This window comes from Clostridiales bacterium, from assembly GCA_014799665.1.
GTDB lineage: Bacteria > Bacillota > Clostridia > Christensenellales > Pumilibacteraceae > Anaerocaecibacter.
Genome location: JAAVHP010000012.1, coordinates 214893 through 231299, shown reverse-complemented (window position 1 = coordinate 231299; position 16407 = coordinate 214893). Strand labels below are relative to the sequence as shown.

14 protein-coding genes and 2 tRNA genes are annotated in these 16407 nt (G+C 49.9%); 3 read left to right on the top strand and 13 right to left on the bottom strand.

What is annotated here, in order from left to right; genetic code table 11:
• Window positions 1-83 precede the first annotated feature (83 nt).
• Window positions 84-641, top strand: a complete 558-nt coding sequence (locus tag HDT28_05860) for a hypothetical protein (protein MBD5132094.1) — start codon at window positions 84-86, stop codon at window positions 639-641.
• A 265-nt stretch (window positions 642-906) separates the two neighbouring features.
• On the opposite strand, the gene HDT28_05855 is transcribed toward HDT28_05860, so the two are convergent.
• A tRNA-Ala gene (locus HDT28_05855) sits at window positions 907-982 on the bottom strand.
• A gap of 330 nt (window positions 983-1312) precedes the next feature.
• Between HDT28_05855 and HDT28_05850 the strand changes: the two genes are divergently transcribed.
• Window positions 1313-2008, top strand: a complete 696-nt coding sequence (locus HDT28_05850; protein ID MBD5132093.1) for a nicotinamide mononucleotide transporter — start codon at window positions 1313-1315, stop codon at window positions 2006-2008.
• A 240-nt stretch (window positions 2009-2248) separates the two neighbouring features.
• Here HDT28_05850 and HDT28_05845 read toward each other — a convergent pair.
• From HDT28_05845 to HDT28_05820, 6 genes are all read right to left on the bottom strand, one after another.
• Window positions 2249-2323: transfer RNA gene (locus tag HDT28_05845), tRNA-Glu, on the bottom strand.
• An 80-nt stretch (window positions 2324-2403) separates the two neighbouring features.
• Window positions 2404-6897, bottom strand: coding sequence for a DUF4132 domain-containing protein (locus HDT28_05840; GenBank protein MBD5132092.1), 4494 nt, complete (start codon window positions 6895-6897; stop codon window positions 2404-2406).
• Entirely contained in the window at window positions 6891-7208 is a 318-nt protein-coding gene (locus HDT28_05835; protein ID MBD5132091.1) for a hypothetical protein, read from the bottom strand. Before HDT28_05835 ends, HDT28_05840 begins: the two co-directional genes overlap by 7 nt.
• Before the next feature lie 93 nt (window positions 7209-7301).
• On the bottom strand, window positions 7302-8603 hold the full coding sequence (gene clpX / locus HDT28_05830) for an ATP-dependent Clp protease ATP-binding subunit ClpX (GenBank protein MBD5132090.1): 1302 nt from the start codon (window positions 8601-8603) through the stop codon (window positions 7302-7304).
• Window positions 8604-8660: 57 nt separating this feature from the next.
• Entirely contained in the window at window positions 8661-9266 is a 606-nt protein-coding gene (gene clpP / locus HDT28_05825) for an ATP-dependent Clp endopeptidase proteolytic subunit ClpP (protein ID MBD5132089.1), read from the bottom strand.
• Window positions 9267-9296: 30 nt separating this feature from the next.
• Window positions 9297-10733, bottom strand: a complete 1437-nt coding sequence (locus tag HDT28_05820) for a trigger factor (GenBank protein ID MBD5132088.1) — start codon at window positions 10731-10733, stop codon at window positions 9297-9299.
• Between the two features lie 131 nt (window positions 10734-10864).
• Here HDT28_05820 and HDT28_05815 point away from each other — a divergent pair, with 131 nt between their 5' ends.
• Entirely contained in the window at window positions 10865-12544 is a 1680-nt protein-coding gene (locus HDT28_05815) for a fibronectin-binding domain-containing protein (protein ID MBD5132087.1), read from the top strand.
• Window positions 12545-12589: 45 nt separating this feature from the next.
• Here the strand turns inward: HDT28_05815 and HDT28_05810 are convergent, their stop codons facing one another.
• From HDT28_05810 to HDT28_05785, 6 genes are all read right to left on the bottom strand, one after another.
• Window positions 12590-13396, bottom strand: coding sequence for an HAD family hydrolase (locus HDT28_05810; protein ID MBD5132086.1), 807 nt, complete (start codon window positions 13394-13396; stop codon window positions 12590-12592).
• Between the two features lie 2 nt (window positions 13397-13398).
• Window positions 13399-14106, bottom strand: a complete 708-nt coding sequence (locus tag HDT28_05805) for a TrmH family RNA methyltransferase (protein ID MBD5132085.1) — start codon at window positions 14104-14106, stop codon at window positions 13399-13401.
• Window positions 14107-14167: 61 nt separating this feature from the next.
• Entirely contained in the window at window positions 14168-14488 is a 321-nt protein-coding gene (locus HDT28_05800; protein ID MBD5132084.1) for a hypothetical protein, read from the bottom strand.
• A gap of 36 nt (window positions 14489-14524) precedes the next feature.
• Window positions 14525-14875 carry a hypothetical protein gene (locus tag HDT28_05795; GenBank protein ID MBD5132083.1) on the bottom strand — a complete coding sequence of 117 codons (351 nt, stop codon included), beginning with the start codon at window positions 14873-14875 and terminating at the stop codon, window positions 14525-14527.
• Between the two features lie 54 nt (window positions 14876-14929).
• The gene (locus HDT28_05790) at window positions 14930-15490 is read right to left on the bottom strand and encodes an orotate phosphoribosyltransferase (GenBank protein MBD5132082.1); all 561 of its coding nucleotides are present in this window, start codon (window positions 15488-15490) and stop codon (window positions 14930-14932) included.
• 7 nt (window positions 15491-15497) lie between these two features.
• Window positions 15498-16406: a dihydroorotate dehydrogenase gene (locus HDT28_05785; GenBank protein ID MBD5132081.1), complete on the bottom strand. Its 909-nt coding sequence runs from the start codon at window positions 16404-16406 to the stop codon at window positions 15498-15500.
• Window position 16407: the final 1 nt, after the last annotated feature.

Here is a 16407-nt window from a genome sequence, read left to right as displayed (position 1 = left end):
TTTCTCCGCACAAAGCTTGTAATTTTAGGCATTTTGTGTTATGGTATTACAGTAAGAACAATAAAAACAAACCGAGAGTTAAAATGGAAACAACGGAAAAAACTACCGAAACGACAAACGAAAACATCGAGCCTGTGTCGGCTGAAACACAAAGCAAGCCGACCAAAAAACAGCAGTTTGTACAACTGCTTAAATTTGTCGGGTTTTCGATTTCGGCGGGCATAATACAATTCGTAGCGACGGGATTGCTTTCTACCTGGACAGGGCTTATGCCCGAAGGCAGCGACTATTATTGGATCGCCTACCTTATAGGACTTATACTCTCGGTTATATGGAATTTTACGTTCAACCGCAAATTTACGTTTAAGTCCGCGAGCAACGTGCCGATTTCCATGGCGCTTGTTGTGCTGTACTACTGCGCATTCGCTCCCCTATCGACTTTCGGCGCAAATGCGATCGTGAGCGCATGGAAAACCGCCGCCGGCACGGGCTGGGATCAAAACTACGAAATGGTTATTACCGCTTCTATGATGCTGATCAACTTTGCCACCGAGTTTTTATGGGATAAATTCGTCGTGTTTAACAAAAAAATAACCGATAAAATTCTGTCAGTATTCAAAAAAAATAAAGAAACAAACTGAACCGTCGAGCGCAAAAAGGCAACGGGGCACGTTTGTTCTATATGTGCCGCACGAAAACCAAAGCGGGTTGCCCGCGGAACTCGCGGGCGACCTTTGCGCTGCGCGCAAGCGGTTAGCGAACCGCGCGCCGAAATATCAACACAAATAATCGTGAAAAACAATTCTTTTTCATATATACTGTAATTGTGCAAAGATACGGCGCGCTACTCACCAAGAAGCTTATCTCCACCACGAAAAAACCGTCGCTATTGCGCCGGTTTTTTCGTGGTGGCGATAAGCGGGTTCGAACCGCTGACCTCTTGAATGCCATTCAAGCGCTCTACCAACTGAGCTATACCCCCAAAAGGCTTTATTATTCTATCATGTTATCGGGGGTTTGTCAACTGTTTTTATATATCGTTAGGAAAATAATAATTCCCGACACCGCAAGCGGTCCCCCACCCCATGCCCCTAATTGTGGAAGGCAGAATGTGATACAGCTCGACCACACTAAGCCTTCCCTAATTGGGGAAGGTGCCCCAACGGGGCGGATGAGGGCATTTCTTAATCACCGCGAAGCGATCAATATTTTTAATATATCACGAGCACGGATAACTTGCATAGCAAAACGTATATATCTTCGCTTGACAATATTTGCCGCGCTTGCTATATTAAATAAGCAAAATATTCTCATGAAAAACGTATTTAAGCTGTTTAACAAATTCGATATTATACTGTGGGTATTTTCGGTCGCGGCGATTGTCGTTTCGTTCGTCGTTTGCGGCGCGCGCGATTATTTGACGCTGGTTTCGTCTATAACAGGCGTAACCGCGCTTATATTCATAGTTAAGGGCAACGTTATAGGGCAAATTCTGACTATGATATTCGCCGTGTTTTATGGCGTGGTATCGTACTTTTTCGGGTACTACGGCGAGATGATCACCTATCTCGGCATGAGCGCGCCCGCCGCCCTCGTCGCTACGATCTCGTGGCTGCGCAACCCGTACAAGGACAGCGCGCAGGTAAAGGTCGGCAAGCTGACGCGCGTTAAAGTCATAGTCATGATTATTCTCGCCACAGTCGTAACGGTGGCGTTCTATTTTATTCTCGACGCTATCAACACCACAAATTTAATAACGAGCACTATATCGGTCACTACCAGCTTTATCGCCGCCGCGCTAACCTTTTTGCGTATTCCGCTTTACGGCTTGGCGTATGCGGCGAACGATATTGTGCTTATCGTGCTATGGGTGCTCGCTTCTATCGAGAACGTCGGGTATATCCCGATGATAGTGTGCTTTACCCTATTTTTCGTTTACGACGTATACGGCTTTATCAGCTGGACGAGAATGAAGAACAAACAGACCGGAGAAATAAAAGAGGAATAAGATAAAAAATAAAAATATCGGGAATGCCCGCGGAAATCGCGGGCGAGCTTCGGCTTCGCCGAGCGCCTAGCGGTCAATACAAGACAAAAATACTTGCTTGCAAAAGTATTTTTGTCGCGGTATTTACGAAGTTACCCGCGCCGAATTGCCGAACTATTTTATTAAGCAAAACACTACTGCGCGGGATATTTCAGGGTGGTAATACAAAAACACTCCACACATTAGTGTGGAGTGTTTTTGTGGCACCACCACCGGGAATCGAACCCGGGTCTTCGGCGTGAGAGGCCAACGTCCTAACCTCTAGACTATAGTGGCTCGCTCAAAAGCTTATTTATTATAACACAACATTATTAATAAATCAACCGTTTTTAAGCGAATTTCAAATTTTTGTTATATTAATCTTTTATCTCGCGCAATATCGCCGCGTCGCGAATTTTCTCGTCGGCGGATAGAACTATCGCCTTGGATATTATATCGGCGGTCATAGGGTCTTCGTCCACAAAGTCCAAGAGCAGCGGTTTATCCACGCTGTACACGGTATCGAGCAAAAGATTGCCCTTGCCCTCTTTGAACACAAGTCCCGTGCGGATATTGACTACGTACGTGCCGTAATGCCCTTCCACCCTGATATTGTCCTTTAAGAATGTCACGTTTTTAAGCGACAATATGTCGACTATGGAAGTGAGTACCGCTTTACGTATTTCCACGGTCGACTTGGCAAGCTCGAAGTCGTACACCGTATTCGAGCTTACCGTTATCATAAGATCGACGTCGCGCAACGTTTCAGAGAACGTTATGCTGTCGACCTTTTCGAGCGGGATGATTTCGCAGTCGCGCCTATTAAGAAAATATATGCCGTGGAGCTCGCGGTTTAGGTTTTCGAAGTCGACGGTATAGAAAATATCGAACTCCCTGAAAATCGCCGCGACGGTATCGGTCTTATAGTATACCTTTCTCAGTCCTATATCCTCGGACACGCTCCAACCCTTGCTTTTGAGCGCGGCGACGCAACGCTTCAAATCGACGTTGAACCCGCGGAAGCGCAGCACTTCGTCCTGCGTTTTCTCCTCGGGCGACTTGATATATATTTCTCTTAGCACCTGCTTGAACGGCTGTTTGATATTGTTCTTTACGATATGCGCTATCGCTTTATCGAGGAGCGCGTTCTCTTTGAGCGTTACGGCGTGCGCGATATAGCATTTATCTGCGGAGATCTTCTTGCCGTCGAAATCTGTCAGCTTGCTTCCGTCGAATACCGCCGCCCTGCCGTCTGCCATAAACACTAGCTTGCCGAGCGCAGTTTTTATAAGCGGCTCACGGCTCATGGATACGAGCCTATCCACCGTGAACTCGCTCAACGTGTTCATAGCGTTTTCCAGCCCCGTTATTATCCGCCTGAACTTTTTATTGAGCTGCTTTATTTGGTCGCGGAGCGCAGCCAATTCCTTGTTTTTGGCTTGCTTGGCGGGCACGGACGACAGCGTTTTTCCGTCCTTCTCTACTCTGTACCCGACCTTAAACTTGTTCTCGTCTATATACGGCGTGACAGTCACTCCGTCGAAATCGTAGGGCTTATATATGTCGCTCGGGTTTTCAGATTCCATTTCGAATACGAACACGTCGGTATCGGCGTAGCCCGCGACGCGCGCGAGATTTTCGAACGCTATATCGACCGTCCTGCGCTCGCTCGCCTGACGCTGTGCGCCGAACTGCTTGCTCGCGCGCAGGAACTCCGACAGCACCTCGTACCGCTCTATGAGATCGGCTCTATTCTCGATAGGAATAAGACTGTAAATAAGACAATAATCTTTATTGCGCGTAGTCGATATCTTGTCAAGACATTCTTTCTTGGTTATCTTGCCGCTAACCGCGTCGAAGAAGCGTTGCGCGCGCTTGTGCAGTCCCCCAACCGTCACGTATTTGGCGTTGTCGTAAATTCGCTTCAAGGTCTTTTCGTCGACCGACGATTTCATTTCGGCGTACCACTTTGAGTCGAACGCGCCGTCCTTAAAGTCGAGATAGTTTATATCGGAGAACTGCTTAATCTGCTCGACGCGGCGTTCCTGCCGTTCGTTTTCCACCGTTTCGTTAAGGTGCGCGACGAACCAATACACCGCGAGTTTGAGATTTTTTATATTCAAATACTTCGCCGCATAGTCAGCGTATTCGGGATTGAACAGCGTAGCTTTTATAAGCTCGTCGTCGGTGATCCCGTACTTTTTTACACTGCTCTCGTACTGCTCGTAGCTTTCGCCCGAAGTCTTTACAATGCGTTTGAGTATGGCGGACAGCATATCGTCCTTGCTCGTGCCGTACGGCGAACGCACCCAAGTAAGCCCTCTCAGCGCGGCTATCGCGTGCATATAGTTATCCACGCCATATATGCGGCGAATGCGCCTCAGCACCGAATCGTACGGCGTTTCCAGACTGCCGCGCGCAAACTCGGTTTGAAGCCCCTCGTCGACAAAACGGTTTATAAACGCCTTAAACTTGGGATATTTGCCGTCGTCGCGCAGTACGCAAATCTCCGCCTCGGGTTCGTAAAGTATGCCTAAGTACGAGTCGTATTCGAGTATAAAATACTTCATAAGCGCGTCCGAAAAATACCCCGCCTCGTACACCTTTGCCGTAATATCTATTTCGAACCAAGTGCTATCGCAGTCGTTCTTGTTCCATACGCACAGGATATGCGCAAGCGCATTCAGCGCATTGTCGCCGAACCGCCCGAGCGCTCGCAAAAACTCATACGGCGTGTCGTCCTTTAACAGCGGCAAAACTTCTTTTTCGGTAAAGCGCAACGCCGCCGCAATCGACGTGTCCTCGTTTAAAAACTCGCGAACCGCCGCACTGAAAAGATCGCGCAATATCGTATACGCGTTGACCGAAAAATATTTCTTATCGAACTTTTCGAAAACCGCAAGCGCGCCCTTCGCATCCCTGCCGTCGCCGTAGAGCGCACTGCATAATTTATTTCCGCATTTTTGGGCGAAAAGAAAAACCAATAAATCGGCAAGCTCGTTGCCCGAAAACACCGATAGTATAATATCGTGTATCTCGTTCCCGAACGGGTACGCGCCGAAGGTAAGCGCGGGCTCGCCGTTATCCATGAGCCTGAACTCCGCACCGAGCGTTACAAGCGCGTCGCCGTACTTGGGCTTATACTCGTAATCGGCGTTTGTTTTTAACAGCTCGGTCAGTTTATCCGCAAGCGATTGGAGCTTTTTGGCGTTCGGTACGCACGGTTTATAGCTTTTAATTTTTAGGGCGGCAAGCTTGTCGATTTCGGCTTGCGGCTTTTCGTTCTTGAATACGCTCTCGGCCTCCCAATAATATCGGCTTGTTGTCTTATCCAGCTTTTCGCAACTTACCTTATCTGAGCTTTTTCGTATTTCTTCGCCCGCCGCAACTTTGTAGTCTTCCTTACACCCTATAAGATAGTCGGCGATTTTATCGCTGTCCTTAGACTTGATAAACTCCTTGATTATCTTGGTCTTGACCGACTGCTTTTTCGATTTCAGATAGTCGCTGACCTTGACAGCTTCGTCGTACGTAAGCGTGATTTTTTCGGCGTCGTACTGCTTGCTTGCGTTATAGCCGTCCGTCTTTAACAGACAGATCGTGCACGCACGCCTGTCGAGCGAGGTCAAGTTTCCTATCTTGCCGAGGTACGTCGCCTGCGCTTCGTCCTTAAAGCTATCGTACATTTTGTCGAGCACGAGCGCGCGATTTCGGCTATTGAGCTTTACGGCGATTTCAGCAAGGTCTTCGACAACGCTCGACTTGCTGAGCTCGTGCGCGAACGATATCTCGTCGTCCGTTTTGAAATAATAGTTGACCTTGTCCATTTGTTCGAGCACGGCAAGAAGCCCGTCGAACATGATAGGAAGGTTCTTTTCGGGCGTTCTATCGACCTTTATTCTCCAAGTAAAAACCGAAAGCTCTTCGATAGAAATACCGATCTTGCCGCCGAAAATCACTTCCGCATTTTCGCTTATAAAATACTGCGGCAACGCGTGAAGAACGCCAAGCCGCGTGCGCGGCGAACCGAGTTCGAGCGACCTTGCGACAAAGTCCTTGACCTTATCGGGATATAACCTTATCAGCGCTTCGGTGAACGTATGCGCGCGTTTGAAACCCGCCGAAATGTATTTGTCCACGGCGGCGGTAGCGGCGTCGCGAAGAACCTCGACGAGCTCTTTGGGCGTAAGCACTACGGTATAATCGCCCATCATTACGGCGACCTCGTTAAACGCCTTAAACCTGTAAATATCGAGCCTGTCTATCTCGTCGCAATAGTACGCGAGCGCGCGCGGATTGGTCGTAGTAAGCATGGCGCGTAGCTCGCTTATCCTTAACCCGTCCTCGTTCTTGGCGTTTATCACGTGCTCTACCGAGTTTTGCCACAGCGTGGTATCGTCGTAAGTGACCAATAATTGCGAAAAAAACGAAGTGTACAACGGGTTTTTATTAATAAAATCTATAACGTTTTGCGCGGTGAATTTCTTTTTATCCAGACCCGTTTTGAATATCTTGCCGTCTATACAGCCTTTCATTAAAGACCTATTACTTAGCGCCGTTATATCTATTCCCGCCGCCTCGAAATTCTTCACCGAGTTCAGGTCGGTGGGGTCAACCGTGCCCGTTTGCAGGCACAGGTACGACGTTAGCACAGTGCGGAAATGCCAACCGAGCATTTGGTTGCGCTCGATAGCTTCGACCATGGTATCGAAATAATCGGGAATAAGCTTACGGTAAGCCTTTTCGTGCTTGAATATGAAATCGAGATCCACGTCGTGACCGACGTCGTAATCCTCGCGTTCGAGTATCGACTTGACGACGGGATCGTCGACGGAAGCAATGGCTTTTAATATGCGTTTATCGGTTACCATATTATCCCCCGCAAATATTTAAGCTTGATAAGAACGACCTCGTCGTTTTCGTGCATTTCCAGATCTTGGTCGAGCGCCGAATATTTGATATCCCGCGTAGTGTTTACTACGTAATACCCGCCGTCCTCGAACTCCGTGAGCGCGACCGCGATACAGTCCGCAAGGCTGTCCTTTACCCGCCGCGCCGCGTAGTTCTTATTCACCATTTCGGTAACGAACTCGCGAACTGTCGAAGCAGAGGTTTCGTACTCGGTGCGAACGATCGGGTTTTTAAGATCGGTTATCGATTTTCTGAGCAAATAAATTTTCATGAGTATATTATATATTTGCCGCATATTTTTGTCAATAGTATGACAAAAACGCCGCACGAAAAAACCGCCCGAGTTACCAAGCGGTTGATTTCGCTATGCCGCGTCCTTTACGACCTTGGGCGGTGCGCCGCTACTTATCGTTTCGGACGTTATGATGATCTTTTTGATCGATTTATCAGACGGGGCTTTGTACATAATGTCGAGCATTGCGTTCTCGACTATCGTTCTGAGCCCGCGCGCGCCGGTGTGGAGCGCAATCGCCTTATCGGCTATCGCCGTGAGCGCGCCGTCATCAAACTCTAACTGAACGCCGTCGAGGTCGAGTAGCTTAACGTACTGCTTGACGATAGCGTTCTTGGGCTCGGTGAGCACGCGGACAAGATCCTCCGATTTGAGATCTCTGAGCGAAACCGTTACGGGTACGCGCCCTACGAGCTCGGGGATAAGCCCGAATTTGATCAAGTCCTCGGGACCGACCTGCGGAAGCATTACGTCGGGATCGGTCGCTTCGCTTTTGAGCACGCCGCCGAAGCCCATGCGCGTTTTGCCCAAACGGTCTCCTACTATCTTGTCGAGCCCAACGAACGCACCGCCGAGTATGAACAATACGTTGGTCGTATCCATGTGGATAAACTCTTGCTGGGGGTGCTTGCGCCCGCCGTTGGGCGGTATGCTCGACACAGTGCTTTCTATGATTTTGAGCAGTGATTGCTGAACGCCCTCGCCCGATACGTCGCGGGTGATCGACACGTTCTCGCTCTTGCGCGCGATCTTATCGACCTCGTCGATATAGATAATGCCGCGCTCGGCAGCCGAAATGTCATAGTCGGCGTTCTTAATAAGGCGCAAAAGAATGTTCTCTACGTCCTCGCCCACGTAGCCCGCTTCGGTGAGCGTGGTTGCGTCCACCATGGCGAACGGGACTTTGAGTATTTTGGATAGAGTTTGAGCAAGCAGAGTTTTGCCGCAGCCCGACGGACCGAACATGAGAATATTGCTCTTATTGAGCTCCACTCCGTCCGGGGCTTCGCCGCGCTCGGCGGCAGTGCGCTCGTCGTCCTTTTTGCGGCCGGACTTGCCTACGTTTCTGAGATTGTAGTTTACGCGTTTGTAATGGTTGTAAACGGCGACCGACAGCACACGCTTAGCCTCGTCCTGACCGATAATATACTTATCGAGCTCGGCTTTGAGCTGCTCGGGCGGCAACAGCGCGACCTTGTCGGTTACAGGCTCGTGAGCTTGCTCGCTGAGCTGTTCGCGGCAAATAGCCACACACCCGTCGCAAATATACACGTTATCGGTAGGCGCAGCAATCAGTCGCTCGACCTTGGATTCCGGTTTACCGCAAAACGAGCAATGCGCTTCGTCATGACCGTTGTTGTTTTTGTTTACCATTTATACAGTAGTCTCCAAAAGATTGTTATACTAAATTTTATTAGCGCGGAGCTAAGTTTACGGTCTCTTTTCTATAATGTTATCGATAAGCCCGTAAGCCTTCGCTTCTTCCGCGAACATATAGTTATCGCGGTCTACGTCGCGCTCGATACGCTCAAACGGCTGATTGCAGTTTTTAGCGAGTATCATATTCATGCGCTTTTTAACGCGAAGGATATGCTGTGCGGTGATAGCGATATCGCTCGCCTGGCCCTGCGCGCCGCCGAGCGGTTGGTGGATCATGATCTCGCTGTTGGGAAGTGCGAACCGCTTGCCCTTGGCTCCGCTCGAAAGTAGGAACGCGCCCATGGACGCCGCCATGCCTACGCAGATAGTTTCCACGTCGCACTTGATATAGTTCATGGTGTCATAGATCGCCATGCCCGCAGTGACCGAGCCGCCGGGACTGTTGATATACAACGAAATGTCCTTATCCTCGCCTTTGCTTTCGAGGTACATGAGCTGCGCCACCACGAGGTCGGCGGTAACGTCGGTTATCTCGCCCGTAAGAAAGACCACGCGGTCTTCGAGCATACGCGAGAAAATATCGTACGACCGCTCGCCGCGATTGGTCTGTTCCACGACCATAGGAACCAAATCGTTTAAAATATCGTTTTTACGCATATAGAGCCACCTAGTTATCGTTTTATCGCTTTACGCCTTGGGTTCGGTTTTCTTAGCCGCAGGCTTTTTGGCGGGAGCCTTTTTAGCAGCGGGCTTTTCCTCGCCTTCGGCGTTATCCGCCGCTTTCTTTGCCGCGGGTTTCTTTGCGGCAGGCTTTTTCTCCTCGGCGGGTTTTTCCTCTGCCTTGTCGAGAACGAACTCGTTGTTACCCAGCAGGAAGTCGAAGAATTTATCGGTAAGCATATCGTTGTACGCGTAGTCTTCAGCACTGCCGCCGTTGTGTTTGACGACGTGTTCGAGTTCGGCGCGGACCTGGGGATCGCGAAGCTTTTGAGTAATCTCTTCCTCGGTCACCTCGATCTTCTCGGCGTCGATGATAGCGCGCATGATCTGGCGCATCTTGATATTACGCGCCGCCGGCTCTTTGCGCTCCTCGCGGAACTGCGCGACCGACGAATTGCTGTATTTGAGGTAATCCTCGGGCTTAATGCCGTAGTGCGACATTTGATGCTCGAACTCGTGATACATTCTGTCGACCTCGGCATTTACGATCTTTTCGGGGATATCGCACTCGCTGGCGTCGGTGATAGCTTTCATCGCCGCGTCGATGCGCTCGTTACGCGTGCGACTTTTAGCCGAAGCTTCGAGGTTTTCGCGCACAGCCGACTTGTACTCGTCGACAGTTTCGTATCTGCCGCGTTCCTTGACCCATTCATCGGTGAGCTCGGGAACTTCTTCCTCGGTCACGTCGTGGACCTTTACCTTGAACACAGCCGCCTTGCCTTTGAGGTTTTCGGCGTGGTATTCTTCGGGGAAGGTCACGTTTACGTCGAGCTCTTGGTCTTTCACCGCGCCCACAAGCCCGTCTTCGAAGCCGGGAATGAACGTGTTGCTGCCGAGTTTAAGCTCGTACTTCTCCGCTTTGCCGCCTTCGAACTCAACGCCGTCCACAGAGCCGACGTAGTCGATGACTACGGTATCGCCGAGTTTTGCCGCGCGGTCTACGGGCACTGCGCGCGACGCCTGTTTGAGATCGGCTTCGATACGCTCCGCTACGTCCTCATCACTCACATTATACTCAATCTTGGGCAATTTAATACCTTTGTACTCGCCGAGTTTTACTTCGGGATAGAGCGTGACCTTGAACGTGAACGCGAACGCTTCGCCCTCCTCCGCTTTTTCGAACGATACTTCGGGCTGACCGAATACTTGAAGCTCGGGGTGGTTTTTAAGCTCCTCGTTGTATACACGGTTGATGCAAAGATCAACCGCCGCGTCGAAGAACACGCCGGGACCGTAGTGCATTTCTATGAACTTGCGCGGCGCCTTGCCGGGACGGAAACCGGGGACCTTGTAGCGGCCCTTGGTGCGGTTGTAAGCGTTTTCAAGCTCGGCGTTCCACTCGTCGGCGGTGAGCGCTTCTCTGAACGTAGCTTCGTTCTTTTGCTTATCGAATGTTGACTTCATGAATTCCTCCAATAGGCATACTCGCCTATGATATATAACCTATATATTTTATCATGATAGATTAAACTTGTCAATCATTCTTCGATATATAAACGATTTACAAAAAACATTTAGTATGCTACAATATGGCTATGCCTAAGGACGCTTTAACGATATACCGCGCCGCCGAGGAGCTCGACTTTCTCGTAGGCGGACGCGTGGATAAGGTGACGATGCCGAACGCCGACACGCTGATTTTGCTCATGCACACGGCGCAGGGCAACCATCGTCTGCTTTTGTCGTGCAATCCGTCACTGCCGCGCGTGCATATTACGACCATGCAATACAAGAACCCCGAAACGGCGTCGGGCACGCTCATGTATTTTCGCAAACGGCTGACGGGCGCGGTACTTACGGCTATAACCAAAGAACGGTGCGAGCGCATGATCTCGTTTGAGTTCTCGGCGCTCGACGAGCTGAGAGAACGCGTTTCGTACAGCCTTAAAGCCGAGCTTACGGGCAAGTGCGCCAATATAATTTTCGTCGAGCGGGACGGGATCATAGGCAATGCGCTGCGCAAAATTTCCGCCGAGATCGAGGGCAAGCGCGCCGTTTTTAACGGGCTGCCGTACGCTCTCCCCAACCCCACGGGTCGGGTCGGGGTGTTTGACGAAATCGAGCTAAAAGCCGTTATAATGCAAACGACGGGCTTATCCGCGCGCGCCGCCGCCAACAAGTGCGTTGCGGGGCTTGCCGACGCGACCGTAAACGAGATATTTCTTAGGCTTGGTATCAACGACGATGCGCAGCCGAAAGACGAGGTAATAGATAAGTTTATCGGCGCAGCACAAGCGATGTATACCTGTCAAACAGAACCTGCGGTAACGTTTGACGAGAACACGGGCAAGCCGCTCGATTATTTTATTTCGCCCTATTCGGTATGCGGCGGAAAGGTCGTGCGCTACCCTGCGCTCAACGCCGCTATGGATGCGTACTACTCGGCATTGTTTGCGGCGAGCGATTTCACGGCGTATATAAAACCGCTTAAAGCCGCCGTCAAGAACGCGGTCACGAAGAACAAAAAACGGCTTGCCGAAGCGAACGCCAAAAAGGCGGAGAGCGAACGCGCCGAGGATGACAGGATGATCGGAGACCTTATCACCGCGAATATTTACAAGATCAAGCGCGGCGATCCGTCGGTCACCGTCGATAATTTTTACGACGAGAACGGCGGACAAATCACGATATCGCTCGATATAACCAAGAACGCACAACAGAACGCCGCGGCGCACTACAAGGCGTATACCAAAAAGAAAAAAGCGGCGGTCTATGCCGAGGACGCTATCAAAAAAGCGACCGACGCGCTGTTCGAGCTCGACGCGATTTCCACCGAGCTTGAACTGTGCACAGACAAGCGCGAGCTTGACGAGGTGCGGCAGGAGCTTGTTTCGCTCGGGCTTATTCGCCCCGAAAATAAGCGGCTCAAACAAAAGCCTATCCCGTCAGAGGCGTACAAGTTCGACGTGTTCGGCGCGGAACTGCTCGTCGGCAAGAACCATGCACAGAACGACCGAATTACCAGAAGCGCGTCGCGAACCGATACGTGGCTGCACGTTAAGGATGCGCACGGCTCGCACGCGGTGCTTAAAGCTTCCTCGCCCACCGACGAACAGCTTACACGCGCCGCCGAAATCGCCGCATACTATTCGCAGGCGCGAGGGGCCGATCACGTGCCCGTCGATTACACGCTTATTAAATTCGTGTATCCGCACGGCGGCGGCAGGGTCGAATACAAAGAGTATAAAACGATTTTCGTCACTCCAAAAAATTAACCTACTTTCTCTTTTGAAAAAAGAAAGTAGGTTTTTATTGTGCAATCAATTGCCGATAAGTTTTATAAGTTGTTTTGCTACGCCGTCAGATTCGTTATCGGGTATTACCGCCGTTGCTATCGCCTTCAATTCGTCGACCGCGTTTTCCACTGCATAGCACTCGTCTGCTATACGGAACATATCTATATCGTTCTTTTCATCGCCGAAAACTACGAGCCGACAGCCAAGCATTTGTTTTAACTCAAACACCGCGTCTGCCTTATTTGCGTGTCGGTGCATAATTTCCAACCAATACTCGCCCGAGTAGATATCTTTTGAAAACACACAATTGTAATTCTTCTTATATTTTTCATAAAACGGCTTTAACTTGTCGCAATCGTCGATGATCGTAATATAAAACGTTTCGCCGTCGTACAGCTCTCTAATCGTTTTAACAGGGTTATATCTAGTACACGTTTTGCGCGTATTATTAAACTCTAACCCCGCGCGACTTATTTTATCGGGTATAAACGAAAACTTTTCCTGCCCGTTCCTTATCGCATAAACTATCGAATATATCCCTGCGGCAATCAATTCGGAAATCATTTCTTTGTCGCGTTCGGTAAACGTATGCGACAAGATGATTTTTCCGCTTGCGTCGCATATAAACGCACCGTTATAAAGGATACTCGGCGCTTTTATATTCAGTCCCGCCGTGACAATACCTGCCGTTTCGCCGCTCCGCGCCGTCGCGTACGTGATCAGCTCGCCGCGACTTATAAGATCGTTGATAATGCGCTTGGAATACTCAGATACCGTTTGATCCTTTTTAAGCAGCGTACCGTCGAGATCGGTTACGTACAGCGTTTTCATGCTCACACCCCAGAAACGTATAGCTTATACAGCGCGATCGAGGTTGCGACCGACAGATTAAGACTGTCAACTTTATTCGATTGCTCTATCCTAACTGCGTTATACTTGGAAAACTCCTGCGGCAAGCCCGTAGCCTCGTTGCCGAACACCAGCGAGTATTTTTTATCGCCCGAAAAGTCCTTTTTACCGAACGGACTGCCGCACAACATGAACGGAACGATTTCATGCCCTGCGCCTACACTTTCCACATACTCGTCGAAACTGTCGAAGCATTGGAAGTTTATATCGAAAACCGCGCCCATACTCGCACGTACCGTTTTGGGATCGAAGATATCGACGGCGGGTTTGATTATCACGAGATCGGCGCAATCGAACGCAGCTATATCGCGAATGATAGTGCCGAGGTTGCCGCTATTTGACGGGTTTACGAGCACTATATGGTGCCTGTCGGCGACTACCGTACTTTCGAACTTATCGAACTCGCCTATTACGAAGCAGTTTTCTTTGGGGCTTAAAATATTAAAAGCTTTCTCTCCCTCGACTACGTTGAGACCAAGCGCGTTAGCCTTATTCTTTACAGCCGCTACGTCGGACTTAGGCGATATGTAAACCGTCCGCGCGCACTCGGGCTTTTTATTCAATAGCTCCATTGTGACCGTCGCGCCGAGTGTATACGACGAGCGATCGGTCTTTTTATATTTCTTCACCATAATTACACAATACCGTTAAAAGAAAAAACCGCGTACAGCTACGCGGTTCTATATTACCGATTTACGCAACGAACACCCACACCAAGCAAAACACGGCGAGCGCGAAGAGCACACCCATGATCGCCACGTTGATTATCGCCGACTTGTAAGCGGGATCGCGGTGGTTTACATCCTTGGCGAACAGCACCATACAGCACCGCGCAATCGCTATGCCGGAGCCCAAAAGATAGCAAATAATTCCTGCTATAAGAACGCCGTCGACAGTAGCGAGTCCGACGATAAGCAAAATGAAGCCTATAATCATTGCGATATCGCCGACTTGACGCAATCCGAACGGTGTGAAATAACGGACGAACACGTTACGTTTTTTCTTGACAGCCATAATGTTTCCTTTGAATGTTTTACCGAGTAATTTATTTTAGAAAAATCTAATCAAACCAATGATGCGCGACACAAGACCGAATACTACAAATACCACGAGTATTATCCAAAGAACGAACCAACCCGTTCCCTTGTTGCGCGCTACCCTGTACGAGAGTATGACGGGTACGAACATACCGAGTGCGAAGCACAAGCTCATTATCCAGCTGCACGCCGCGTTGACCCAAGACCAGTTAAAGAAGTTGAGCACGCCCGACACGAGCATTGCGATACCGATAGCGACTACGATCCAAAACGCGAACTTATTGAGCGAAATGCCTGTACCCGACGAAGTACGGGTAGTACGCGTGGTTTGCGTGGTGCGCGTGGTCTTTTGTTTTTTAGCCATATTATTTACCTTCCGAATAAAATATATACGAAACGACTTTTTGTCGGTATCGATTTATTTAAGACCTTTTGAACCGGGTTTGACTGCAGCAGTGCCCGCCTTGCACATAGGGCATTCTTCGGGCTTGTACGTTTTAACATCTATTTGAAGAAGGCTCTCGTTGGGTACGCCGAAATCAACTTTGCCGCCGCTGCGGTCGACGACCTCGGCAACGGCAACCACCTCGCCGCCCAATTTTTTGACAAGCTCGATAACTTCCACGACCGAGCCGCCCGTAGTTACTACGTTTTCGGCAATGATGACTTTACTGCCCTTTTTAAGCTCAAAGCCACGGCGCAACGCGAAGTTGCCGTCCTTTTCGCGCTCGGCGAACATATTGGGAAGTCCAAGCTGTTTACCGAGCTCGTAGCCGAATATTATAGCGCCGACAGCCGGCGAAACGATCACGTCGGCGTTGTACTTTTTGAGCTTATCCGCCGCCATACGGCAAAGTTTTTCGGATATATCGCAGAACTCGAAAAGCTTGGCACACTGCATATACGTGTCGGAATGAAGTCCGGACGTAAGAATAAAATGTCCGTGAAGCACCGCACCCGACTGCTCGAAAAGCTGCATAACGTTATCAGTCAACGGATATACCTCCGATTAGTGTTCGTATATCGTCTATATTATCACTTTCGCAAAGGTTTGTCAACTCATTTACTATTGTTAAAGCGGCGTACGGATCGAAAATATTAGCCGAGCCGACCTGCACCGCCGCCGAGCCGCAAAGCATAAACTCGCAAACGTCCTTGCCCGTCATAATGCCACCCATGCCTATGATGGGAATATGAACGGACTTATAGCACTCGTATACCATTCTTAAAGCGATCGGTTTTACGCACGGACCGCTTAAGCCTCCCGTCACCGCTTTAAGTACGGGCTTGCGTGTTTTATAATCGACCGCCATTGCGGCTATCGTATTTATAAGACTGACCGCATCCGCGCCCGCGTTTTCGGCGGCGAGCGCGTTCTTTGCTATGTCTGCAACGTTGGGCGTAAGCTTGACTATAAGCGGTTTTTTGCAAACCTTTCTCACCGCGCCTACGATATGCTTAACGCCTTCGGGATCGACGCCGAACGCCATACCGCCCTTTTTAACGTTAGGACAGGATATATTAAGCTCGATCATGTCGACGTCGGCTTCGCTCAATATCTCGACTATGCGCACGTAGTCGCTCTCGCACGCGCCCGCGGCATTGGCTATTACGACCGCGCCAGTCTGCCGCATGAACGGAAGCTCATACTCGATAAACGCTTCCACGCCGGGGTTTTGCAAGCCCACGCTATTGAGCATACCCGACGGCGTTTCGGCAATACGAACGGGCTGATTGCCCTGCCTCGGCTCTAACGTAAGTCCCTTGGAGCTTATACCGCCGAGAAGTCCAACGTCGTAAAAATTATTGTATTCTCTGCCGAACCCAAACGTGCCGGAAGCCGCGATTATCGGGTTTTTGAACTCTACGCCCGCTATCGTTGTTTTTAAGTTCATA